Origin of the sequence: Achromobacter deleyi, assembly GCF_016127315.1 — a bacterium.
GTDB classification, from domain to species: domain Bacteria; phylum Pseudomonadota; class Gammaproteobacteria; order Burkholderiales; family Burkholderiaceae_B; genus Achromobacter; species Achromobacter insuavis_A.
Genome location: NZ_CP065997.1, coordinates 6944812 through 6966916, shown reverse-complemented (window position 1 = coordinate 6966916; position 22105 = coordinate 6944812). Strand labels below are relative to the sequence as shown.

25 protein-coding genes are annotated in these 22105 nt (G+C 66.5%); 22 read left to right on the top strand and 3 right to left on the bottom strand.

The window, feature by feature from the left end; all coding sequences use genetic code 11:
- Positions 1–429 precede the first annotated feature (429 nt).
- The 4 genes from I6I07_RS31530 to msrQ all read left to right on the top strand — a co-directional run bounded on the left by I6I07_RS31530 (position 430) and on the right by msrQ (position 3831).
- A complete protein-coding gene (locus tag I6I07_RS31530) occupies positions 430–1395 on the top strand; it encodes an RluA family pseudouridine synthase (RefSeq protein ID WP_198485160.1) in 966 nt (321 codons plus the stop codon).
- 1 nt (position 1396) lies between these two features.
- Complete coding sequence (locus tag I6I07_RS31525; protein ID WP_198485157.1) at positions 1397–2062, top strand: HAD family hydrolase; 666 nt, start codon at positions 1397–1399, stop codon at positions 2060–2062.
- 162 nt (positions 2063–2224) lie between these two features.
- The gene (gene msrP / locus I6I07_RS31520) at positions 2225–3187 is read left to right on the top strand and encodes a protein-methionine-sulfoxide reductase catalytic subunit MsrP (RefSeq protein ID WP_198485155.1); all 963 of its coding nucleotides are present in this window, start codon (positions 2225–2227) and stop codon (positions 3185–3187) included.
- Positions 3184–3831: a protein-methionine-sulfoxide reductase heme-binding subunit MsrQ gene (msrQ, locus tag I6I07_RS31515; protein WP_198485152.1), complete on the top strand. Its 648-nt coding sequence runs from the start codon at positions 3184–3186 to the stop codon at positions 3829–3831. The genes msrP and msrQ overlap by 4 nt, the downstream gene beginning before the upstream one ends.
- Before the next feature lie 18 nt (positions 3832–3849).
- Here msrQ and I6I07_RS31510 read toward each other — a convergent pair whose 3' ends face one another.
- Genes I6I07_RS31510 through I6I07_RS31500 form a run of 3 tightly spaced genes read right to left on the bottom strand, consistent with a single transcriptional unit; the run spans position 3850 to position 5947 of the window.
- On the bottom strand, positions 3850–4641 hold the full coding sequence (locus I6I07_RS31510; protein ID WP_420094604.1) for an N-acetylmuramoyl-L-alanine amidase: 792 nt from the start codon (positions 4639–4641) through the stop codon (positions 3850–3852).
- On the bottom strand, positions 4638–5348 hold the full coding sequence (locus tag I6I07_RS31505; protein ID WP_198485146.1) for an SAM-dependent methyltransferase: 711 nt from the start codon (positions 5346–5348) through the stop codon (positions 4638–4640). The genes I6I07_RS31510 and I6I07_RS31505 overlap by 4 nt, the downstream gene beginning before the upstream one ends.
- Entirely contained in the window at positions 5345–5947 is a 603-nt protein-coding gene (locus I6I07_RS31500; protein ID WP_198485143.1) for a Maf-like protein, read from the bottom strand. The genes I6I07_RS31505 and I6I07_RS31500 overlap by 4 nt, the downstream gene beginning before the upstream one ends.
- A 123-nt stretch (positions 5948–6070) precedes the next feature.
- Between I6I07_RS31500 and I6I07_RS31495 the strand changes: the two genes are divergently transcribed.
- From I6I07_RS31495 to recO, 18 genes are all read left to right on the top strand, one after another.
- A complete protein-coding gene (locus tag I6I07_RS31495) occupies positions 6071–6748 on the top strand; it encodes a YceD family protein (protein ID WP_232625838.1) in 678 nt (225 codons plus the stop codon).
- A 52-nt stretch (positions 6749–6800) separates the two neighbouring features.
- Positions 6801–6983 carry a 50S ribosomal protein L32 gene (gene rpmF, locus I6I07_RS31490; RefSeq protein ID WP_006389284.1) on the top strand — a complete coding sequence of 61 codons (183 nt, stop codon included), beginning with the start codon at positions 6801–6803 and terminating at the stop codon, positions 6981–6983.
- A gap of 59 nt (positions 6984–7042) precedes the next feature.
- A complete protein-coding gene (plsX, locus tag I6I07_RS31485; RefSeq protein WP_035360073.1) occupies positions 7043–8110 on the top strand; it encodes a phosphate acyltransferase PlsX in 1068 nt (355 codons plus the stop codon).
- The gene (locus I6I07_RS31480; RefSeq protein ID WP_035360074.1) at positions 8110–9096 is read left to right on the top strand and encodes a beta-ketoacyl-ACP synthase III; all 987 of its coding nucleotides are present in this window, start codon (positions 8110–8112) and stop codon (positions 9094–9096) included. Before plsX ends, I6I07_RS31480 begins: the two co-directional genes overlap by 1 nt.
- Before the next feature lie 91 nt (positions 9097–9187).
- A complete protein-coding gene (fabD, locus tag I6I07_RS31475) occupies positions 9188–10123 on the top strand; it encodes an ACP S-malonyltransferase (RefSeq protein ID WP_198485141.1) in 936 nt (311 codons plus the stop codon).
- Between the two features lie 4 nt (positions 10124–10127).
- On the top strand, positions 10128–10880 hold the full coding sequence (gene fabG, locus I6I07_RS31470; protein ID WP_006393479.1) for a 3-oxoacyl-ACP reductase FabG: 753 nt from the start codon (positions 10128–10130) through the stop codon (positions 10878–10880).
- A 194-nt stretch (positions 10881–11074) separates the two neighbouring features.
- Positions 11075–11314: an acyl carrier protein gene (acpP, locus tag I6I07_RS31465; protein WP_005012191.1), complete on the top strand. Its 240-nt coding sequence runs from the start codon at positions 11075–11077 to the stop codon at positions 11312–11314.
- Positions 11315–11497: 183 nt separating this feature from the next.
- A complete protein-coding gene (gene fabF, locus I6I07_RS31460; protein WP_198485138.1) occupies positions 11498–12727 on the top strand; it encodes a beta-ketoacyl-ACP synthase II in 1230 nt (409 codons plus the stop codon).
- 64 nt (positions 12728–12791) lie between these two features.
- On the top strand, positions 12792–13223 hold the full coding sequence (locus I6I07_RS31455) for a hypothetical protein (protein ID WP_232625836.1): 432 nt from the start codon (positions 12792–12794) through the stop codon (positions 13221–13223).
- Complete coding sequence (gene rpoE, locus I6I07_RS31450) at positions 13220–13819, top strand: RNA polymerase sigma factor RpoE (RefSeq protein WP_006389292.1); 600 nt, start codon at positions 13220–13222, stop codon at positions 13817–13819. The genes I6I07_RS31455 and rpoE overlap by 4 nt, the downstream gene beginning before the upstream one ends.
- Before the next feature lie 12 nt (positions 13820–13831).
- Entirely contained in the window at positions 13832–14341 is a 510-nt protein-coding gene (locus I6I07_RS31445) for a sigma-E factor negative regulatory protein (RefSeq protein WP_035360079.1), read from the top strand.
- Positions 14341–15420, top strand: coding sequence for a MucB/RseB C-terminal domain-containing protein (locus I6I07_RS31440; RefSeq protein ID WP_006393483.1), 1080 nt, complete (start codon positions 14341–14343; stop codon positions 15418–15420). The genes I6I07_RS31445 and I6I07_RS31440 overlap by 1 nt, the downstream gene beginning before the upstream one ends.
- Before the next feature lie 37 nt (positions 15421–15457).
- Positions 15458–16951, top strand: coding sequence for a DegQ family serine endoprotease (locus I6I07_RS31435; RefSeq protein WP_198485134.1), 1494 nt, complete (start codon positions 15458–15460; stop codon positions 16949–16951).
- Between the two features lie 220 nt (positions 16952–17171).
- Positions 17172–18965, top strand: a complete 1794-nt coding sequence (lepA, locus tag I6I07_RS31430) for a translation elongation factor 4 (RefSeq protein WP_198485131.1) — start codon at positions 17172–17174, stop codon at positions 18963–18965.
- Between the two features lie 22 nt (positions 18966–18987).
- A complete protein-coding gene (gene lepB / locus I6I07_RS31425; protein ID WP_198485129.1) occupies positions 18988–19872 on the top strand; it encodes a signal peptidase I in 885 nt (294 codons plus the stop codon).
- 2 nt (positions 19873–19874) lie between these two features.
- Positions 19875–20636: a ribonuclease III gene (gene rnc, locus I6I07_RS31420; protein ID WP_035360081.1), complete on the top strand. Its 762-nt coding sequence runs from the start codon at positions 19875–19877 to the stop codon at positions 20634–20636.
- Complete coding sequence (gene era, locus I6I07_RS31415) at positions 20633–21523, top strand: GTPase Era (RefSeq protein ID WP_006393488.1); 891 nt, start codon at positions 20633–20635, stop codon at positions 21521–21523. Before rnc ends, era begins: the two co-directional genes overlap by 4 nt.
- Positions 21516–22103: a DNA repair protein RecO gene (gene recO, locus I6I07_RS31410; RefSeq protein ID WP_006393489.1), complete on the top strand. Its 588-nt coding sequence runs from the start codon at positions 21516–21518 to the stop codon at positions 22101–22103. The genes era and recO overlap by 8 nt, the downstream gene beginning before the upstream one ends.
- Positions 22104–22105: the final 2 nt, after the last annotated feature.

Sequence of the window (22105 nt, the reverse complement as noted above, 5' to 3'; positions counted from 1 at the left end):
AGAAGATGCGGACCGTACCTGGGCGGCGCCCAGGCGTATCCGCCGCGGGTCAGGCGGGCACGTCGTGCCGTGGGGCACGGGGTTCTTTCAGCAGGAGGGTCAGCTTCACTGAATGTGGTTTGACGGAAATGTGCTGTGAACGGCAGTTGCGGCCGGATTGGTTGCCGACGCGCAGCTGGTGCTTTAAATATGCGACGATTCTTGCAGTGCTTCAAGCCGCTTGCGGCAGGCAACGGACCTGCTGGGACAGCGGGCAAAATGAATGCCACACCACTATCCGGCAGGGCGCGGTTGCGCCGGCGACCAAATGACCCAGGGGTTGAATGAGCAGGCAGTACAATGGCGGCCCACGCGCTCGACGGAGTTGCGTACTTGAGTTGCATCTCTACGCCAGCGGCTGATTCAGCCCCTTAAGGCTGTCCCGATTATATGTCGCTTTCCGCAATGCGCAAAGAAACTTCCTCCCCTATGGCCACCCCCTCCGTCCGCATGGTCGAAGTGGGCGCCGAACACGCCGGCCAGCGCCTGGATAATTACCTGATGCGCCTGTGCAAGGGCGTCCCCAAAACCCACATCTACAAGGCCATCCGTGGCGGCGAGGTCCGGGTAAACAAGGGACGCATCTCGGTCGACTATCGGATCGCGGAAGGCGATATGGTCCGCATTCCGCCGCTGCGCCTGCCCGACCCGGGCAAGCCCAAGCCGGTGCCGGCCGCCGAATTCCCGGTGGTGTTCGAGGACGACGCGATGCTGGTGGTGGACAAGCCCGCCGGCGTGGCGGTCCACGGCGGCAGCGGGGTGTCCTTCGGCGTGATCGAGCAACTGCGCGCCGCCCGCCCCGAGGCCAAGTTCCTGGAACTGGTGCACCGGCTCGACCGCGAGACCTCCGGCCTGCTGATGGTCGCCAAGAAGCGCAGCGCGCTGCTGGCCCTGCACGCCATGCTGCGCGAAGGGCGCAGCGACAAGCACTATTACGCGCTGGTCGAGGGCGACTGGGTCAACGATCGCCAGCACATCAAGCTGTCGCTGTCCAAGTGGACCACCCAGTCCGGCGAACGCCGCGTCAAGGTCGATCCCGACGGCCAGACCGCCCACACCATCATCACGCTCAAGCAGCGCTTCGGCCGCTACAGCCTGGTGGACGCCGAACTGCGCACCGGACGCACCCACCAGATCCGCGTGCACCTGGCGGCCAGCGGCTTTCCGATCGTGGGCGACGACAAGTACGGCCACGACGAGGTCCGCGCCGAGTTCTCGCGCATGGGCTTTGGCCGCATGTTCCTGCATGCGCATCAATTGACCCTGGATCATCCGCTGACGGGCGAGCCGATGACGCTGACGGCCGAATTGCCGCCCGCTTGCCGGAAAATACTGAAACAACTGGAGTCGGTCTGATATGTCGTATTCGCTGGTCGTTTTTGACTGGGACGGAACCCTGATGGATTCCACGCACAGCATCGTGGCCGCCATCCAGGGCGCCTGTCGCGACCTGGAGCTGCCCGTGCCGTCGGCCTCCGACGCCAGCTGGGTGATCGGGCTGTCGCTGGAAAGCGCGCTGCGCCGCGCCGTGCCGCAGCTGACCCAGGCGATGCTGCCGCGCTTTCTTGAGCGCTACCGCACCCATTACCTGCTGCGCGACCCCGAGTTGCGCCTGTTCGACGGGATTCCCGAGCTGCTGACGGCGCTGGCCGAGCGCGATGTGCGCCTGGCCGTCGCCACCGGCAAGAGCCGGGTCGGCCTGACCCGCGCCCTGGCCGCGACCGGTCTGGGCCCCATGTTCGACGCCACCCGCACCGCCGACGAGACCTTCAGCAAGCCGCATCCGGCCATGCTGCACGAGTTGATGGGCGAGCTGGATGTCGATCCGGCCCGCGTGGTGATGGTGGGCGACACCTCCCACGACCTGCAGATGGCCACCAACGCCGGCGTACACGGCCTGGGCGTTACCTACGGCGCGCACACCCTGAAGGAACTCGAGGGTTGCGGCCCGCAGGCGGTGCTGGAAAGCGTGCCGCTGGTGCGCGACTGGCTGCTGAGCCGGACCCTGGCGGCCGCCGCCTGAGGGCCGGGGCACCCGCCTCATCGGGAACGCCGGGGGAGCCGGGCGGTCTATTGCTGATCGCCGCCGGCCATGCCGGCGGAATATCATGGGGTCGCGAAACGTCCACGGTTTGAGCGGGGCGGCAGCGACGCGATTCGCCGCGCCGGCCCCCAGGAGATTCCCATGTTGATACGCAAGCCCGATGACATCGTTCCGTCCGACATCACGACCGAGGCCGTCTGGCGGTCGCGCCGCGACCTGATCCTGCGCGCCGGCGTGGCGGCGGCGGGGCTGGGGCTGCCGGGCTGGGCGGCGCGCTCCGCCTTCGCTCAGGGTGCTGGCGTCCTCGCGGGCCAGCCCAACGCCGCGTTCAGCGTCATGGACAAGCAGACGTCCTTCGCTGATATCACGTCGTACAACAACTACTACGAATTCGGCGTCGACAAGGGCGAGCCCGCGTCCAACGCCGGCAAGCTGCAGACCCGCCCCTGGACGGTCAGCGTCGAGGGCGAAGTCGGCAAGCCGCGCACCTTCGACATCGACGAGCTGCTCAAGCTGGCGCCCATGGAAGAGCGCGTGTACCGGCTGCGCTGCGTCGAGGGCTGGTCCATGGTCATCCCCTGGGTCGGCTATTCGCTGTCGGCGCTGCTCAAGCAGGTCGAGCCCACCGGCAACGCCAAGTACGTGGAATTCGTGACCGCCGTGCAGCGCGAGAACATGCCGGGCGTGCGCGCCGCCATCCTCGACTGGCCCTATGTCGAGGGCCTGCGCATCGACGAAGCCATGCACCCGCTGGCCATGCTGGTGTTCGGCGTCTACGGCAAGGTGCTGCCCAACCAGAACGGCGCGCCGCTGCGGCTGGCCGTGCCCTGGAAGTATGGCTTCAAGTCGGGCAAGTCGCTGGTCAAGATCCGCCTGGTGGAAAAGCAGCCGGTGTCCTCGTGGATCAAGGCCGCGCCGCAGGAATACGGCTTCTATGCCAACGTCAATCCGACCGTGCCGCATCCGCGCTGGAGCCAGGCCACCGAGCGCCGCATCGGCGAGGACGGTCTCTTCACGCCCAAGCGCAAGACCTTGATGTTCAACGGTTATGCCGATCAGGTCGCGTCGCTCTACCAGGGCATGGATCTGAAGGCCAACTATTGAAGCCGCCCGTGGCTGATGGCGCCGCCGCGGCGCGCAAGCCGCAGTGGTCGGCGCGCGCGGTCGGACGCGTCAAGCCCTGGCTGTTCCTGTTGGGCCTGGCGCCGTTCGCGCGCTGGGTCTGGCTGGGCTTCACCAACGGCCTGACCGCCAATCCGGTGGAATTCCTGACGCGCTCGTCGGGCACCTGGACGCTGGTGTGCCTGCTCGTGACGTTGGCGATCACGCCGCTGCGGCGCCTGACCGGCCAGCCGGCGCTGGTGCGCCTGCGCCGCATGTGCGGCCTGTTCGCGTTTTTCTATGGCGCCATGCATTTCATGGCCTGGGTCTGGTGGGACCGCGGCTTCGATCCGGCCGCCATGCTGCAGGACATCGGCGAGCGGCCCTTCATCACCGTGGGCTTCGCCGCCTTCGTGCTGATGACGGCGCTGGCGGCCACCTCCACCCAGTGGGCCATGCGCAAGATGGGCAGGCGCTGGCAGCAACTGCACCGCGCCATCTATCTGATCGGCCTGCTGGCGGTGCTGCACTACTGGTGGCACAAGGCCGGCAAGAACGACCTGTCGCAGCCGATCCTCTATGCCGCGGTGCTGGCGCTGCTGCTGGGCTGGCGGCTGGCCGCCTGGTGGCGCCGCCGCCCCGGGTGAGCGGCGCGCGCGGTCCGGTTACAGCATGGCCAGCATGATCGCCGCGGTCTCGGCGTCCGGTTGGCCATCGTGCAGGGCGGGGCGGTAGTGCATCTGGAATGCCGCCAGCACATTGAGGGTGGCGCTATCCAGCGTGCCGTTCTGCGGCGTGGTGTAGCCCAGCCGCTGCAACTGTTGCTGGAACCAGGCGACGTCGGGCGTGCCCTGCGCCTGCAGGCGCGCCAGGTGCGAAGCGGCGCCGGCTTCGTCGTACCAGCGGCCGATGCCGGCCGCGGCCAGCTGCTTCCAGGGAAACAGCGGGCCCGGATCGACCTTGCGCTGGGGCGCGATGTCGCTGTGGCCGACCACGTTCTCGGGCGTGATGCCGTTGCGCTGGATGATGTCGCGCAGCAGGAGGGTCAGGGTGCGGATCTGGCGGTCGCCGTAAGCGTGCCACTGCGGCTTGCCGTCGGTGCCATCGGTCCAGCCCGGGTTGACGATCTCGATGCCGATCGAGGTGCTGTTCATGGCGTTCAGGCCATACCAGGCGCTTTCGCCGGCGTGCCAGGCGGCGCGGGTCTCGTCGACCAGCCGGTGGGCGCGGCCGGTGGTGTCGATCAGGTAGTGGGCGCTGACCTTGCCCTGCGACAGCAGCTTCATCGACACGGCGTCGTCGGTCGAGGTGTAGTGCACCACGACGAAACGCACCCGGCTGCTCTGGCTGACCGCGGTGACCGAGGTGTCCAGGTTCAGGCCGGCGGGGCCGCGCTGGGCGCAACCGGCCAGGGCCGCGAGGGCCAGGAATACGGCGGCAAATCGGATCATGGTCAGCGCGCCAGGTACAGGAACAGGGTGGGCATCTTGTCCAGCTGTGGCGCGGGCTGCTTTTTCCAGTCGGCGATGGTGCGCGTGGCGATCCATTCGTCGGCGGTGGTCAGCGCGCGGGCCACGCACAACTTGGTGTCGCCCTTCAGGCTGGCCAGCAGCGTCGCGAACATGGCGGCGTTGCGGTAGGGGGTCTCGATCAGCAGTTGCGTCTGGTTGTGCCGGGCGGAGTGCTGTTCCCAGGCCTTGAGCTGCCTGGCGCGCTCGCCGGCGTCCACGGGCGCGTAGCCGTGGAAGGCGAAGCGCTGGCCGTCCAGGCCGCTGGCCATCAGGCCCAGCAGGATGGAGGAGGGGCCGACCCAGGGCTTGACGGTGATGCCCAGCCGGTGGGCGGCGTCCACCACCTTGGCGCCAGGGTCGGCGACCGCCGGGCAGCCGGCTTCGGACACCAGGCCGATGTCGGCGCCGCGGCGCACCGGCTCGAGCCAGGCGCCGATCTCGGCGGCGTCGGTCTTGTCGCTGAGCGTGTGGATGGTGATTTCCTGCAGTGGCCGGGTGGTGCCCACCAGCTTGAGGAAGGCGCGCGCCGTCTTGGCGTTCTCGGCGATGTAGGTGTCCAGGCTGCCGGCCCGGGCGCGGGCGTCGGCGGGCAGCCAGCTTTCCGGGGCGGCCTCGCCCAGCCCCACGGGGATCAGGTGCAGCGAGCCGCTCATGCGGGCGCTCCCGGCGCCGCCAGCGGGTCGAGCCCGAACCCGGCCAGCATGGTGGTCAGGGCGATCAGCGGCAGGCCGATGATGGCGGTCGGATCATCGCTCTGGATGCTTTCCATCAGGGCGATGCCCAGGCTTTCCGCCTTGGCGCTGCCTGCGGTATCGTAGGGTTCCTCGGCGCGCAGATAGGCGTCGATGGCCTGGTCGGACAGGCGCCGGAAACGGCAGCGCGTGACGATGTCGGCTTTGTCCACCCGTTGGCCGTCCGTGACCGCCAACGCGCTGTGAAATTCCACCATCTGCCCGGAAAGTGCCCGCAATTGCGCCTGGGCGCGCGTAAAATCGCCGGGCTTGCCGATGGGCTGGCCGTCCACGGTCGCCACCTGATCCGAGCCGATCACGATGCTGCCCGGGTGCGCGGACGCCACCACCATGGCCTTGGCGACCGACAGGCGCAGCGCCAGCGCTTCGGGGGATTCGCCCGGTTGTGGCGTTTCGTCCACATCCGGCGAAATGGCGGTAAATGGCAGGCGCAGGCGGCTGAGCAGTTCTTTGCGGTAGCGCGAGCTGGAAGCGAGGATCAGGCTGGGTTGTGAGGGCATGCGATATTTGACGCTGGGACGTAAGTCACAGTATTATCTAACGTTTTGCGGCATTTTTGCAGGGCAGCATGACTTTTGGGCGGGGCGCAACCCCGGCGCGAGTCATCGGTTTGGCGCCCTGGGATGGCCGCGAATGCACGGGATGAGCAGGTTGTGCGCGATGCGCATGCCCGGCGGTCTTGTGCGAAAGGACAGAACATCAAGCCCATCGACGCATTCGCATTCGCCCATTCGGGCAAGGAAGCGCAAGGCACCATACCTCTTGTGCGGTTGACGCGCGCGGTTGACGGACTTCCCGAGCAACCGGCGGGTGAGGCCGGCCTCGTGACGTGGTCCGTGCGCGGCGAGATGGGCAAGGCCGGGCTGCTGCTGGGTCAGCCGCTCCTGCACATTCATGTGCAGGCGAATCCGGTCGTGGTGTGTCAGCGGTGCAATGAGCCGTTCGCCTATCCGGTGGACAGCGAGGTCCTGCTGCAACTGGTCAAGTCCGAAGCCGACCTCGACGACGGCTTTGCCTCCGGCGATCACGCCGCGGGTATCGACGACGAGGATGAGGGCGGCGAGGAAGCAGGAAACGCAGGAAAAGGTTTTGTGTCCAACCAGCCTGAAAAGGTGGTGGGTTCGCATCATTTCGATCTGTTGGCCCAGGTCGAAGATGAGCTCATTCTGAGCGTTCCGTATGTGCCCAAGCATGATGTATGCCCGGGCGCGCAGGCCAAGGACAACGAAGCTCCCCAAGAGCCCGTTGTCAAGCGTCCGTCGCCGTTTGCGGTGCTGGAACAACTGAAGCACAAAGATTGAGATCAACATCGGGCCGCATCGCGTACAATGCGCCCCGTTTCTAGGAGTCATCATGGCTGTTCAACAAAACAAGAAGTCCCCGTCCAAGCGCGGTATGCACCGCTCGCACGATTTTCTGGTGAATCCGTCGACGGCTATCGAACCGACCACGGGCGAAACGCACCTGCGTCACCACATCAGCCCCAACGGCTTCTACCGTGGCCGCAAGGTCCTGAAGACCAAGGCCGACGAATAAGGCCCCCGGGCCGAACTCGTACTCGGACCAATTCGGCTGAGCGCTGATACCTGGCACCCGTGATACGCATCGCCATAGACTGTATGGGCGGAGACTTCGGTCTGCCCGTCACGATTCCGGCTGCGATCGAGTTCGCCCGGCAATTTCCGGATACCCGGCTATTGCTGGTCGGGCTTCCCGACGCCATCGAAGCGGCGCTCTCCGAGCACCGCGGCGTCGAGCGTGATCGCTTCGAGATCGTGGCGGCTTCCGAAGTCGTCACCATGGACGACCCGGTCGAGGTCGCCCTGCGCCGCAAAAAAGACTCCTCCATGCGCCTGGCCGCCCAGTCCGTCAAGGACGGGAACGCCGACGCCTGCGTTTCCGCGGGCAACACCGGCGCGTGGATGGCCATTTCACGCTATGTGCTCAAGACGCTGGACGGCATCGACCGGCCCGCGATCGCCACGTCCATACCGAACCAGACGGGCCGCGCCACCACGGTGCTGGACCTCGGCGCGAATGTGGACTGCACGGCCGAGCACCTGTTGCAATTCGCCATCATGGGCGCCGCGCTGTCGCAGGCGGTGGACCATCGCGACAACCCCACCGTGGGCTTGCTCAACATCGGCGAAGAGGTCATCAAGGGCAACGAGGTCGTCAAGGAAGCCGCCGAGCTTCTGCGCGCCAGTCCCCTGAACTTCTACGGCAACGTGGAAGGCAATGACATCTTCAAGGGCACAGTCGACGTCGTCGTCTGCGACGGTTTCGTCGGCAACGTCGTGCTCAAGTCCGTGGAAGGCCTGGCCAAGATGTTGTCCAGCGTCATCCGCGAAGAGTTCAAACGCAACCTGATCACGCTGCTGGCCGGCGCCCTGGCCAAGCCGGTGCTGAACCGCTTGCGCAACCGCGTCGACAACCGCCGCTACAACGGCGCGGCGTTGCTGGGCCTGCGTGGCGTGGTCATCAAGAGCCACGGCTCGGCTGATGTCTACGCCTTCGGCTTCGCGCTGCAACGGGCGCGCGAAGCCGTCGTGAGTAAACTGCTGGAGCGCACCGCACAGACGGTCGCGCAGCTCAACCAGCGCGTCCAGTCTGCCTCGGGTGCTCCGGCGCTCGAGCCGGGCGCGGCTGGAGACACCGCTTGATGGATACCGCAATGAAATATTCCGTGATCGCGGGCACCGGCAGCTTCCTGCCGGAACGCGTGGTTTCGAATGACGCCCTGGCTGCGGAACTGGCGACGCGCGATATCGCCACCTCCGACGAGTGGATCGTCGAGCGCACGGGCATCCGCCAGCGCCACCTGGCCGAGCGCGGCGTCACCACCAGCCAGCTGGCGACCGAGGCCTCGCGCCGCGCGCTGGCCGACGCGGGTGTCGACGCCTCCGAGGTCGACCTGATCGTGCTGGCCACGTCCACGCCCGACTTCGTGTTTCCCAGCACCGCCTGCCTGGTGCAGGCCAACCTGGGCGCCAAGGGCTCCGCGGCCTTCGACGTGCAGGCCGTGTGCAGCGGCTTCGTCTATGCCCTGACCACCGCCGACAGCTTCATCCGTGCCGGCCGCGCGCGTTGCGCCCTGGTGATCGGTGCCGAAGTGTTCTCGCGCATCCTCGACTGGAACGACCGCAGCACCTGCGTGCTGTTCGGCGACGGCGCCGGCGCGGTGGTGCTCAAGGCTTCCGACAAGCCCGGCATCCTGGCCGCCCAGCTGCATGCCGACGGCAGCCAGATGAAGATCCTCAGCGCCGCGGGCAACGTGGCCTATGGCGACGTCACCGGCGATCCGTTCCTGCGCATGGACGGCCAGGCCGTGTTCAAGCAGGCCGTCACGGTGCTGGACCGCTCCGCCCGCGATACCTGCGCCGAAGCCGGCGTCGATATCAGCGAAGTCGATTGGCTGGTGCCGCACCAGGCCAACGTCCGTATCCTGAATTTCCTGGCGCGCAAGCTTGCCGTGCCGGTCGAGAAGGTGGTCATCACCGTCGACAGCCATGCCAATACCTCCGCTGCCAGTGTGCCGCTGGCGCTTGACGCCGCGCGCCGCGATGGCCGCGTCAAGCCGGGCCAGCTCGTGCTGATGCAGGGCGTGGGCGGCGGATTCACCTGGGGTTCGGTACTGGCCCGCATGTAAGGGCGTGTCCGGCCGGGACGCGGATTGCCGCGCCCGCCCGGATGCCGCGCCCGACATTCCACAGACTCAGAATCACTCCACACGGTCGAACATGAAAATCGCTTTTGTCTTTCCTGGCCAGGGTTCGCAGGCAGTCGGCATGCTGGATGCCTGGGCCGACGTCGCTGCCGTGACCGATACCGTGGCGCGCGCCTCGCAGGCGCTGGGCCAGGACCTGGGCGCGCTGATCGCGCAGGGTCCGATCGAACAGCTCAACCTGACCACCAACACCCAGCCCGCCATGTTGACGGCCGGCGCCGCGTTCTTCGCGGCCTGGCGCGCGGCGGGTGGCCGCAATCCCGACGTCGTCGCCGGCCACAGCCTGGGCGAATACGCCGCGCTGACGGCCGCTGGCTCGCTGGCGCTGGAAGACGCCGTGCGCCTGGTGCGCGTGCGCGCCGACGCGATGCAGGCCGCGGTGCCCGTCGGCACTGGCGCCATGGCCGCCATTCTCGGCCTGGACGATGATGCCGTGCGCGCCGCTTGCGCCGCGGCGGCCCAGGGCGAAGTGGTCGAAGCCGTCAACTACAACGCGCCGGCGCAAGTCGTGATCGCCGGCCACAAGGGCGCGGTCGAGCGCGCCTGCGAACTGGCCAAGGCCGCGGGCGCCAAGCGCGCGCTGCTGCTGCCGGTGTCCGCGCCGTTCCATTCCAGCCTGCTCAAGCCCGCCGCCGATGTGCTGGCCGGCGCGCTGGCCGCGGTGACGGTCTCGGCGCCGCAGGTGCCGGTCATCAACAACGTCGATGTCGCCTCGCCGGTGGAACCCGGGGCAATCCGGGATGCGCTGGTGCGCCAGGCATGGCATCCTGTGCGTTGGGTCGAAACGCTGCGCGCCATGAAGGCGCAGGGCGTGACCCACGTCATCGAGTGCGGTCCCGGCAAGGTGCTGACCGGCCTGACCAAACGCATCGACCCCGAGCTCACCGGCCTGGCCATCACGGATCCGGCCTCGCTTGAGGCCGCGCTGGCCGCGGTCAACGGAAATTAAGACCATGGAAAACACTTCGATCGAACTGCAGGGCAAGATCGCCCTGGTCACCGGCGCGACGCGCGGCATCGGCCGCGCCATCGCCCAGGAACTGGCCGCGCGTGGCGCGGTGGTCGTCGGCACCGCCACCTCCGAATCCGGCGCCGCCGCCATTACCGAAGCGCTGGCGCCGTTCGGCGGCCGTGGCGTGGTGCTGGACGTGACCAACGCCGAAGCCTGCGACGCGCTCATCGACGCGCTCGGCAAGGAAGGCGGCGGTCCGCACATCCTCGTCAATAACGCAGGCATCACCCGCGATACGCTGGCAATGCGCATGAAAGACGACGACTGGTCCGCCGTCATCGATACCAACCTGGCCTCGGTCTTCCGCCTGTCGCGCGCCGTGCTGCGCAACATGATGAAGGCCCGTTGGGGACGCATCATCAACGTCACCTCCGTGGTGGGTTCCAGCGGCAATGCCGGCCAGGCCAACTACGCCGCCGCCAAGGCGGGCGTCGCCGGCATGTCGCGCGCCCTGGCGCGCGAGCTGGGCAGCCGCAACATCACCGTCAATTGCGTCGCGCCGGGCTTCATCGACACCGACATGACGCGCGCGCTGGGCGAGAACCAGACCGCCGCGCTGCTGCAGCAGATTCCGCTGGGCCGGCTGGGTTCGCCCACGGACATCGCCCATGCGGTGGCCTTTTTGTCCGGGCCGCAGGCGGGTTACATTACCGGCACCACCCTGCACGTCAACGGCGGGATGTACATGCAATAAGTCACGAAACGCGCGGTCGCGCCGGGATACCGGCACGGCAACGCGCGGTTCATCCGGAAACGCCGCACACCGGTTTTCCTGCGCCCTGCGGGCGACAGATCAAAGTGCGCGGTGTTATTTTTGTCACGGCCTGGCGTTTGCAGTACTCTGCGCTTGGCTATAATTCGCGGGATTTTTCCCATTTGGAGATCTGCATGGAAAGCATCGAACAGCGCGTCAAGAAGATCGTCGCTGAACAACTTGGCGTGAACGAAGCCGAGATCAAGAACGAATCCTCCTTCCTTGACGACCTCGGTGCCGATTCGCTCGACATGGTCGAACTGGTCATGGCGCTCGAAGACGAATTCGAGACCGAGATCCCCGACGAAGAGGCCGAAAAGATCACGACCGTGCAACAAGCGATTGATTACATCAATTCGAACGGTAAGCAGTAAGCTCAGCCTATATCCTTCCGGTTGCCCCTCGTCCGGGGCCAGCCGGGAACCGGGGCGGTTTCAGGAATTTGCCGTGTGGTCCACGCGCGGGAAGGGCATTGACGCCCATCCCGCTATTGCGTGTTCCGCACGCGCAGTGCATCCCGAAAGCCGCCTTTCTTTTGTCTGTTTGAGGAGTCATCCGTGAAGCGACGTGTCGTCATCACTGGCCTTGGTATCGTTTCGCCCGTTGGCAACGACCTGACCACCGCTTGGGACAATATCGTCAACGGACGTTCTGGCATCAGCCGCATCTCCCGTTTCGATCCCACGGCCATCACCACGCACATTGCCGGCGAAGTCAAAGACTTCGACATCAGCGCCTATATCTCGAGCAAAGAAGCCCGCCAGATGGATACCTTCATCCATTACGGCCTGGCCGCCGGGATGCAGGCGTGGCGCGATTGCGGCCTGGAAGTCACCGAAGCCAACGCCGAACGCATCGGCGTGATCGTCGGCTCGGGCATCGGCGGTCTGCCGCGCATCGAGGAAACCCAGGTCGAATACATGGCCAAGGGTCCGCGCCGGATCTCGCCGTTCTTCGTGCCGGGTTCGCTGATCAACCTGATCTCCGGCCACCTGTCCATCGCCTTCGGCCTGAAGGGTCCCAGCTACGCCGTCGTGTCGGCCTGCACCACGGGCCTGCACAGCATCGGCGATGCGGCCCGCCTGATCGAGTACGGCGATGCCGACGTCATGCTGGCCGGCGGCGCCGAGTCGACCGTGTCGCCGCTGGGCATCGGCGGTTTCGCCGCGATGCGCGCGCTGTCGACCCGCAACGATGATCCGCAGACGGCTTCGCGTCCCTGGGACCGCGACCGCGACGGCTTCGTGCTGGGCGAGGGCGCCGGCGTGCTGGTGCTGGAAGAATACGAACACGCCAAGAAGCGCGGCGCGCGCATCTATGGCGAGTTCGCCGGCTACGGCATGAGCTCCGATGCGCATCACATCACGGCTCCCGACAAGGACGGCCCGCGCCGCGGCATTCTCAACGCGCTGCGCAACGGCGGCCTGAACCTGGAAGACATCCAGTACGTCAACGCGCATGGCACCTCGACGCCCCTGGGCGACAAGAACGAGAGCGACGCGCTCAAGCTGGCGTTCGGCGACCATGCCAAGAAGCTGGTGGTGAATTCGACCAAGTCCATGACCGGCCACCTGCTGGGCGCGGCTGGCGGGATCGAGGCGGTGTTCACGACCCTGGCGGTCTACAACCAGGTCTCGCCCCCGACCATCAACATCTTCAACCAGGATCCGGAATGCGACCTGGACTATTGCGCCAACGAGGCGCGGCAGATGAAGATCGACGTCGGCCTGTCCAACTCGTTCGGCTTCGGCGGCACCAACGGCTCGATGGCCGTTCGCCGGGTCTGACTTGGAAGGCCCGGGCCTGGGGCGCTGGACGTTTCGCGTGCCCGTCCTGCGGCCACGCGGCCTCATGGCATTGCCGGGCCTGGGGCTGGCCGCCGCGGCCGCCAGCCTCGTCACCGCCGCCTCATGGCACGGCACGGCCTGGACGGCCGGCGCCGTGCTGATGTCATTGGCGTTGGCGGCGGGGCTGTTACACTCGACCCGTCGCAGCCTGTCCCCGGTATCGGCCCTGCGCACGGCGGCCGGTGGCGGCCGCTGGCAGGTGCGCCTGCCGGGCGGTTGGCGGGATGCGGCGCTGGTGCAACAGCGACGCGGACCGGCGTGGCTTTCGCTCACCCTGCAGCCCTTGCCCCCCGGGAGTATGGCCTTTAACGACCACAATGTAACTTTCACCGTCTGGCAACCGACGTTGCGATCCGACGACTGGCGGCGCCTGTGCCTGCTGGCCGGCGCGGCGCGGCAGATGCCCCGGACGGTCCGCCTGCGGGAGGCCACATGAGCGAGCGCGAAGTCGACGCCGAGCTTGTCGCGCGCGTCCAGCGGGGCGACAAGAAGGCCTTCGACCTGCTGGTGCTCAAGTACCAGCGCAAGATTCTCCGTCTGCTGGCCCGCATGATCCGCGACCCCGCCGAGATCGAGGACGTGGCCCAGGAAGCGTTCATCAAGGCCTACCGGGCCTTGCCCCAGTTCCGGGGCGAGAGCGCGTTCTACACCTGGTTGTATCGTATCGCCATCAATACGGCCCGTAATTGGCTCGCCTCCCAGGGACGGCGGCCGAGCGCGCCCAATGCGATAGAAACGGAAGACGGTGAAACTTTTAACGAAACCGACAACCTAACCGATATAAGCACGCCGGAGTCCATGGTTGCCAGCCGCGAGATCGCCGAGACGGTGAACGCGGCCATCGAGGAATTGCCCGAGGAATTGCGCACCGCAATCGTCCTGCGTGAAATCGAAGGTATGAGTTACGAAGACATCGCCCAGAGCATGGACTGCCCCATTGGTACGGTGCGCTCCCGCATTTTCCGTGCGCGAGAAGCCATCGCGACCAAGTTGCGCCCATTGCTTGGCACCGATGCCGAGCGTCGCTGGTAAGGAGTGGCAGTCATGCAGACTACAGCAGCCAAGTCCGTCGTTTCTTCCGAAGCCGCCTGGGAGGAATCCGTTTCCGCCTGGATGGACGGGGAAGAAACCGACGATATTCTCTCCGGCCTGTTGACCCGCGAAGGGCGACAGACCTGGGATACCTATCATCTGATCGGTGATGCCCTGCGCAACACCGACCTGGCGCTGACGCCCAGCGCGAACTTCCACGCCCGCCTGTCGCGGGCGCTGGATGCCGAACTGCCGATCGTGGCCGCGCCGCGGCGCCGTTCGCCGCTGCGCCTGGGCCTGTCCGGCCTGGCGGTGGCGGCCGCGGTCGCCACGGTGGCCTGGGTCGCCCAGCCGTATCTGGCGGGCGGTTCCCCCGGCACCGAGACGCGCGTGCTGGCCGACGCCAGCCTGAGCGGCAGCGCCGATACGTCGGGCCTGAGCGACTACCTGGAGGCCCATCGCCAGATGGCCGGCCCCAGCGCGGTGCGTCAGGTGTCGTTCGACGTCGGGGCGGGGCGCTGATGGCCCTGGTGCTTCCGACCCGTTGGCCGGTGCTGGGACGGGCTGCCTCGTGGCAAGCCCACCGCGCCGGCTGGTTCGCCGCTACGCTCCTGACCGCATTCCTGGCCGCGCATGACCCCGCGCGCGCCGCCGACGCCGCCCCCGCCCAGCAGGGCGATGACGTGGTGCAACTGCTTTCGCGCATCCAGCAGGCCGCGCGCAAGCAGGACTACGCCGGCGTGTTCATGTATCAACAGGGCGAGATGATCCAGTCGTCGCGCCTGGTGCACGTCCTGGACGGCACCGGCGAGCGCGAACGTCTCGAGATCCTGGACGGGCAGCCGCGCGAATACCTGCGGCACAACGAAGACGTGCAGTGCCTGATCCCCGAGCGCAAGACGGTCCTGATCGAGCGTCGCCGCGGCGACCGCTTTCCCGGCCTGCTGCTGGGCGATCCGGCCAACCTGACCGAGCACTACAAGATCCGCACCGAATCGGCGCTGCACCGCGTCGCCGGGCGGGAATGCCGCCTGATCACTATCGAGCCGCTGGACAAGTTGCGCTATGGCTATCGCCTCTGTGCCGACGTCGAAACCAATCTCCTGCTGAAGGCCCAGACCCTCAACGCCGCCCGCGGCGTGGTCGAGCAGGTGTCGTTCACCTCGCTGCGCCTGGGCGCCGAGGTCGATCCCAAGTCGCTGTCGTCGCGCTGGAACACGCGCGACTGGAAGGTGCTCGAGCCCTCCATGAAGACGGTCGACCTGGGCGCCCTGGGATGGCGCATTCCGGCGCCCAAGGGATTCACGGTGGTCATGCAGGTGGCGCGCTCGATGGGGCGCGGCGCGACGGTCAACCAGATGGTGCTGTCCGATGGGCTGGCGGCCATCTCGGTGTTCATCGAACCCTACGACAGCCAGCGCGGCCATCATCCGCCCCCTGGCGCGGCGCAGCGTGGATCGATTACCGTCTATGGCACCCGCATCGCCGATTACTGGCTGACGGCCGTGGGCGAAGTGCCCGTGGCGACGCTGGAACAATTGGCGGAAGCGACTGAATACGTACCCGTGGCGAACGCTCCGGCGGCCGGCTCCAAGCAGTGAGCGGCCTCTGCGGCAAGAAGTGATTTCGGAGCAATCTATGAAAGCAATGATGGTGTCGAACCCCGGCCTGCGCCGCTTCCTGGCGGCCGCGACGGCGGGGCTCTTGATGTCGGCCGCCTTCGCGCCCGTCTCGCAGGCGCAGACCCCGGCGGCCGAAATGCCCACCCCGACGGTGGCGTTGCCTGACTTCACCGGCATCATTGAAAAAGCCGACCCGGCGGTCGTCAACATCCGCACCACCGCCACCGTGCCGATCCGTGGCGTGGGCCCGGGCGGCAACGATCCGGCGGAACTGTTCCGCTGGTTCTTCGGCCCCGATTTCCAGCCGCCGGGCCAGCAGTCGCCCAATCCGCGCCAGCGTCCGCAGCCGCAGCAGCCCGAAGAGCGCACCGTGCCGCGCGGCGTGGGCTCGGGCTTCTTCATCTCGGATGACGGCTACATCATGACCAACAATCACGTGGTCAGCGATGCAACCGACATCTACGTCACCCTCACCGATGGCCGCGAGTTCAAGGCCAAGGTCATCGGCACCGACGAGCGCACCGACGTGGCGCTGATCAAGATCGAAGCCAAGGACATGACGCCGCTGGTGATCGGCGATCCCAAGAAACTGAAGAAAGGCCAGTGGGTGCTGGCGATCGGCTCGCCGTTCGGCCTGGATTCCACCGTGACCTCGGGCATCGTCAGCGCCATCGGCCGCGATACCGGCGAATACCTGCCGTTCATCCAGACGGACGTGGCGGTCAACCCGGGCAACTCGGGTGGTCCGCTGATCAACCTGGCGGGCGAGGTCGTGGGCATCAACTCCCAGATCATTTCGCGCAGCGGCGGCTTCATGGGCATATCGCTGGCCATCCCGATCGACGAAGCGATGCGGGTGGTCGACCAGTTGCGCGCCACCGGCAAGGTCACGCGCGGCCGCGTCGGCGTGCAGATCGGCGAAGTCGGCAAGGACGTGGCCGAGGCCATCGGACTGCCCAAGGCCGAAGGCGCGCTGGTCAGCAGCGTCGAGGCGGACGGTCCGGCCGAACAGGCGGGCGTGCAGCCCGGCGACGTGATCCTGACCTTCAACAAGGAACCGATCAAGCGCTGGTCCGATCTGCCGCGCATCGTCGGCGAGACCAAGCCGGGCACGCGCGCCGACATGGAAGTGTGGCGCAAGGGCAAGAAGATGACCCTGTCGGTCAAGGTCGGCGAGATTCCGGTCGACAAGGCCGCCCCGGGCAAGAAGGGCACGCCGCCGGCGCCGGAAGTCACCAACGCGCTGGGCCTGGGCGTGATCGACGTACCCGCCGACGTGCAGAAGAAGCTGCGCATCAAGGGCGGCGTGCAGGTCAAGGTCGCCGAAGGCGCCGCGGCCAAGGCTGGCCTGCAGGAAGGCGACATTGTGTTGGCCCTGAACGACACCGACGTCACCGGCGCCAAGCAGTTCGCCGAGCTGGTCGGCAAGCTGGACAAGGGCCGCGCGGTCGGCCTGCTGGTGCGCCGCGGCGAGCAGACCCAGTGGGTGGCGGTGCCCGCAAGCAAATAAGGCCCAAGACCGGCTAAAATGGCTGGTTGCCGCAAGAGGGGGCGCCTGGCGCCCCCTCGTTTTTGCCCGGACCCCCGCCAGATGCCGCCCGCAGCCCGCGCCAAGCGTGGCCCGGCGGCAGGCGTTCCGGCCGAGTGGCCCTAACCCGTCAGCCGTGCCTACCCTGGTGGCGGCGTCTTCCGGCAGTTTGCCGAATGTTCCGTCCCTTTTAAAATCAAGCATGCAGCATATTCGCAACTTCTCCATCATTGCCCACATCGATCACGGCAAATCGACCCTGGCCGATCGCCTGATCCAGCGCTGCGGCGGATTGGCGGATCGCGAAATGTCGGCCCAGGTGCTCGACTCCATGGAGATCGAGCGCGAGCGCGGCATTACCATCAAGGCCCAGACGGCGGCCCTGCACTACAAGGCGCAGGACGGCAAGGTCTACAACCTGAACCTGATCGACACCCCGGGGCACGTCGACTTCTCGTACGAAGTCAGCCGCTCGCTGTCGGCCTGCGAAGGCGCGCTGCTGGTGGTCGATGCCTCGCAGGGCGTCGAGGCGCAGACCGTGGCCAACTGCTACACCGCCATCGAGCTGGGCGTGGAAGTGCTGCCGGTGCTGAACAAGATGGACCTGCCGCAGGCCGACCCCGAAGGCGCGCGCCAGGAAGTCGAGGACGTCATCGGCATCGACGCCTCGCACGCGGTGCTGGCCAGCGCCAAGACCGGCATGGGCATCGACGAGATCCTCGAGTCCATCGTCGCGCGCGTGCCGCAGCCCAAGGGCGACCCCGACGCGCCGTTGCAGGCGCTGATCATCGACTCGTGGTTCGACAACTACGTCGGCGTGGTCATGCTGGTGCGCATCGTCAACGGCGTGCTCAAGCCCAAGGACAAGATCCTGCTGATGGCCTCCGGCGCCACCCACCTGTGCGAGCAGACCGGCGTGTTCACGCCCAAGTCGCAGCAGCGTCCGCACCTGTCGGCGGGCGAGGTAGGCTTCATCATCGCCGGCATCAAGCAGCTCGAAGACGCCAAGGTCGGCGACACGGTGACGCTGGCGAACAAGCCGGCCACCGCGCCGCTGCCCGGCTTCAAGGAAGTCAAGCCGCAGGTGTTCGCCGGCCTGTACCCGGTCGAAAGCTCCGAATACGACCAGCTGCGCGATTCGCTCGAGAAGCTCAAGCTGAACGACGCCGCGCTGATGTTCGAACCCGAAGTGTCGCAGGCGCTGGGCTTCGGCTTTCGCTGCGGCTTCCTCGGCCTGCTGCACATGGAGATCGTGCAGGAGCGCCTGGAGCGCGAGTTCGACATGGACATCATCACCACCGCGCCGTCGGTGGTGTACGAAGTCGAGCAGCGCGATGGCTCGGTGATCACCGTCGAAAGCCCGTCGCGCATGCCCGAGATCGGCAAGATCGCCGACATTCGCGAGCCGATCGTGAAGGTCACGCTGTTCATGCCGCAGGACTACGTCGGCCCCGTGATGACGCTGTGCAACAACAAGCGCGGCGTGCAGATCAACATGAGCTATCACGGCCGCCAGGTGCACCTGGTGTACGAGATCCCGCTGGCCGAGATCGTGCTGGACTTCTTCGACAAGCTCAAGTCGGTGTCGCGCGGCTACGCCTCGATGGACTACGAGTTCCTCGAGTACCGTTCGGCCGACGTGGTGCGCGTGGACCTGCTGATCAACAACGACCGCGTCGACGCGCTGGCCGTGATCGTCCACCGCAGCAACGCCCGCCATCGCGCCCGCGACGTCGTGACGCGCATGCGCGGCCTGATTCCGCGCCAGATGTTCGACGTGGTGATCCAGGCCGCCATCGGCGCCGAAATCATCGCCCGCGAGAACGTCAAGGCGCTGCGCAAGAACGTGCTGGCCAAGTGCTACGGCGGCGACATCTCGCGCAAGAAGAAGCTGCTGGAAAAGCAGAAGGCCGGCAAGAAGCGCATGAAGCAGGTCGGCACGGTGGAAATCCCGCAGGAAGCCTTCCTGGCCATCCTGCAGGTGGAAGACAAATAGAACCCGAGAAGGCGGTTAGCTGATGAGTTGGAACTTTGCCCTGATCCTGTTTGTTCTGCTGGTGTTGACCGGCATCATCTGGGCGCTCGATCTGGCCGTATTGCGGCGCGGCCGCGAGCGCCGGGCGCAAGAGGCGATGGCGCAGTACGACGCGGCGCTGGTCGGAGACGCGCAAGAAGCCGAACGCCTGCGGCGCGAGGCCGGCGACAAGGCCCGCCGCGTGCCGTGGTGGATCGAATACGCGGTCAGCTTCTTCCCGGTGATCCTGTTCGTGTTCGTGCTGCGCTCGTTCGTGGTGGAGCCGTTCCGCATTCCGTCGGGCTCGATGCTGCCGACGCTGCAATCCGGCGACCTGATCCTGGTGAACAAGTTCAGCTATGGCCTGCGCCTGCCGGTGATCGACAAGAAGGTCGTCGAGATCGGCAAGCCGCAGCGCGGCGACGTGTTCGTGTTCCGCTATCCCGTGGATCCGGACGTCGACTACATCAAGCGCGTGGTCGGCCTGCCCGGTGATGAAATCGCCTACATCGACAAAAAACTGTACGTGAATGGTCAATTGGTGCCGCATGAGCGCGCCGGCGACTATTTCGAGCCCGACCGTGTCTCGTATATCGCACAATATAAAGAGAAATTGGGCGACGTTAGTCACAATATCCTGCTAGATGAGAGCCGGCCGCAGGAATATCGTCCGCAGTACCAATTTCCCAACCTCGGGAACTGCCAATATTCCCGCGATGGGGTACGCTGCAAAGTACCCGAGGGGCAATACTTCGCCATGGGCGATAATCGGGATAACAGCGCCGACAGCCGATACTGGGGTTTCGTGCCGGAATCCAATATCGTCGGGAAGGCCTTCTTCATCTGGATGAATTTCAGCGATCTCAGCCGCATCGGCCGGTTCAACTGATTATGTCGCTAGCCACGCTAGAAAACCGGCTGGATCACCACTTCAGTGATTCAGCACTGCTTGAACAGGCGTTGACCCATCGCAGCCATGGTGCGCGCCACAACGAGCGCCTGGAATTCCTCGGGGATTCCGTGCTCAACTTCGTCGTCGCGGCGATGCTGTTCGAGCGTTACGCGAAAATCGACGAGGGCGACCTGTCGCGCCTGCGCGCCAACCTGGTCAAGCAGGCCTCGCTGGCGGACATCGCCCAGCGCCTGGAGCTGTCCCAATACCTGCGCCTGGGCGAAGGCGAATTGAAGAGCGGCGGTTTCCGCCGTCCGTCGATCCTGGCCGACACGGTCGAAGCCCTGTTCGGCGCCGTGTTCCTGGACGCCGGTTTCGACGCCGCCCGTCGCGTGATCGTGCGCCAGTATCAGCCGGTATTGGCCTCGGTCGATCCCAAGACCCTGGGCAAGGACGCCAAGACCTTGCTGCAGGAATTCCTGCAAGGCCGCAAGCTGGCCTTGCCCGTGTACACCGTGGTGGCCACGCACGGCGCCGCCCACAGCCAGCAGTTCGAGGTCGAATGCGCCATTCCGGCGCTGGAGATCAAGGTGAACGCGCCCGGCGCCAGCCGCCGCGCGGCGGAGCAGTCGGCCGCCAAGCTGGCGCTGGAGGCAGCGCAGGCCATCAGCCCGGCGTCCAAGGCCGCCCGCAAGTCGGGCAAGGCGCGCAAGACCGCGCAGTTGTCGCTGCCCGTGGCAGTGTCCCAAGAGACTAAATGAGCGATACCCCTTTCCGTACCGGTTTCGTGGCCATCGTCGGCCGCCCCAATGTGGGCAAGTCCACGCTGACGAACGCGCTGATCGGTTCCAAGATTTCCATCGTGTCGCGCAAGGCGCAGACCACGCGCCACCGCATCCATGGGGTGCTGACGCGCGACCACGAACAGTTCGTGTTCGTCGATACGCCCGGTTTCCAGACGCGCCACGGCGGCGCCATGAACCGCATGATGAATCGCGTCGTGACGCAGGCGCTGGCCGACGTCGACGTGGTGGTGCATGTGGTCGAGGCCGGCAAGTGGTCGGAGGGCGACGCCAAGCTGCTGCCGCTGCTGCCGGCGCCGGAACGCACTATCCTGGTCGTCAGCAAGATCGACGCGCTGAAGAACCGCGACGAGCTGTTCGCCTTCGTCTCGAAGATCATGGCGCTGCATCCGTTCGGCGCCGTGGTGCCCGTCAGCGCCACCAAGAACCAGCAGCTCGACCAGTTGCTGCAGGAAATCGCGGCGCGCCTGCCGGAAGGCGAGCCGATGTTCGAGGAAGACACCCTGACCGACCGGCCGATGCGCTTCATCGCGGCCGAGCTGGTGCGCGAGAAGATCTTCCGCCTGGTGGGCGATGAACTGCCCTACGGCTGTACGGTCGTGATCGAGCAATGGGAAGAGACCGACAAGGGCGCGCGCATCGCCGCCTGCGTCGTGGTGGAGCGCGACAGCCACAAGCCCATCCTGCTGGGCACCGGCGGCATGCACATGAAGCGCATCGCCTCCGAGGCGCGGCAGGACATCGCCAAGCTGCTGGACAAGCCGGTGCACCTGGAGATCTACATCAAGGTGCGCAAGGGCTGGTCCGACCGCGAGAGTGCGCTGCGCGACCTGGGCTATGAGTAGACGGGCGCCTCGCGTCCAGGATCGCCCGGGATACATGCTCCACGCCACGGCGTGGCGCGAGACGTCCCTCATCGTTCAGACTTTCTCCCGCGACCACGGCTGTGTCGCCATGGTCGCCAAGGGCGCCAAGCGCCCGTATTCCGTGCTGCGTCCGGTGCTGTCGGCGTTCCAGCCGCTGCTGCTGTCCTGGACCGGCAACGGCGAGGTCAAGACCCTGACCCGCGCCGAGATCATGGGCGTGCGCGCCCTGAGCGGCACCGCGCTGATGTCGGCGTGGTACATGAATGAACTGCTGCTGCGGCTGCTGCCGCGCGAAGACGCCCATCCGCTGCTGTTCGATGCCTATGACATGGCGCTGCAGCAGTTGTCGGGCGGCACGCGCGCGGCTGGCGCCTTGCGCCGCTTCGAGTGGACGCTGCTGCGCGAAACCGGTTACGGCGTGGACGAGGCCGAACCCGATTTCGACGACCCCGTCATCGAGCCGGCGCTGCGCCGCGACCTGCGCGAACGCCTGGCCGAGAACCTGGCGGGCCGGCCCCTGGCCACGCGCCGGGTGCTGATGGACCTGCAGCGCATCTGAAG

Excerpts from the sequence above, each read along its gene's own strand:
- I6I07_RS31530 (WP_198485160.1), top strand. The coding sequence starts at position 430 with ATGTCGCTTTCCGCAATGCGCAAAGAAACTTCCTCCCCTATGGCCACC.
- I6I07_RS31525 (WP_198485157.1), top strand. The coding sequence starts at position 1,397 with ATGTCGTATTCGCTGGTCGTTTTTGACTGGGACGGAACCCTGATGGAT.
- msrP (WP_198485155.1), top strand. The coding sequence starts at position 2,225 with ATGTTGATACGCAAGCCCGATGACATCGTTCCGTCCGACATCACGACC.
- I6I07_RS31505 (WP_198485146.1), bottom strand. The coding sequence starts at position 5,348 with ATGAGCGGCTCGCTGCACCTGATCCCCGTGGGGCTGGGCGAGGCCGCC.
- I6I07_RS31500 (WP_198485143.1), bottom strand. The coding sequence starts at position 5,947 with ATGCCCTCACAACCCAGCCTGATCCTCGCTTCCAGCTCGCGCTACCGC.
- I6I07_RS31495 (WP_232625838.1), top strand. The coding sequence starts at position 6,071 with ATGGCCGCGAATGCACGGGATGAGCAGGTTGTGCGCGATGCGCATGCC.
- rpmF (WP_006389284.1), top strand. The coding sequence starts at position 6,801 with ATGGCTGTTCAACAAAACAAGAAGTCCCCGTCCAAGCGCGGTATGCAC.
- I6I07_RS31480 (WP_035360074.1), top strand. The coding sequence starts at position 8,110 with ATGGATACCGCAATGAAATATTCCGTGATCGCGGGCACCGGCAGCTTC.
- fabD (WP_198485141.1), top strand. The coding sequence starts at position 9,188 with ATGAAAATCGCTTTTGTCTTTCCTGGCCAGGGTTCGCAGGCAGTCGGC.
- fabG (WP_006393479.1), top strand. The coding sequence starts at position 10,128 with ATGGAAAACACTTCGATCGAACTGCAGGGCAAGATCGCCCTGGTCACC.
- acpP (WP_005012191.1), top strand. The coding sequence starts at position 11,075 with ATGGAAAGCATCGAACAGCGCGTCAAGAAGATCGTCGCTGAACAACTT.
- I6I07_RS31455 (WP_232625836.1), top strand. The coding sequence starts at position 12,792 with ATGGCATTGCCGGGCCTGGGGCTGGCCGCCGCGGCCGCCAGCCTCGTC.
- rpoE (WP_006389292.1), top strand. The coding sequence starts at position 13,220 with ATGAGCGAGCGCGAAGTCGACGCCGAGCTTGTCGCGCGCGTCCAGCGG.
- I6I07_RS31445 (WP_035360079.1), top strand. The coding sequence starts at position 13,832 with ATGCAGACTACAGCAGCCAAGTCCGTCGTTTCTTCCGAAGCCGCCTGG.
- I6I07_RS31440 (WP_006393483.1), top strand. The coding sequence starts at position 14,341 with ATGGCCCTGGTGCTTCCGACCCGTTGGCCGGTGCTGGGACGGGCTGCC.
- I6I07_RS31435 (WP_198485134.1), top strand. The coding sequence starts at position 15,458 with ATGAAAGCAATGATGGTGTCGAACCCCGGCCTGCGCCGCTTCCTGGCG.
- lepA (WP_198485131.1), top strand. The coding sequence starts at position 17,172 with ATGCAGCATATTCGCAACTTCTCCATCATTGCCCACATCGATCACGGC.
- lepB (WP_198485129.1), top strand. The coding sequence starts at position 18,988 with ATGAGTTGGAACTTTGCCCTGATCCTGTTTGTTCTGCTGGTGTTGACC.
- rnc (WP_035360081.1), top strand. The coding sequence starts at position 19,875 with ATGTCGCTAGCCACGCTAGAAAACCGGCTGGATCACCACTTCAGTGAT.
- era (WP_006393488.1), top strand. The coding sequence starts at position 20,633 with ATGAGCGATACCCCTTTCCGTACCGGTTTCGTGGCCATCGTCGGCCGC.
- recO (WP_006393489.1), top strand. The coding sequence starts at position 21,516 with ATGAGTAGACGGGCGCCTCGCGTCCAGGATCGCCCGGGATACATGCTC.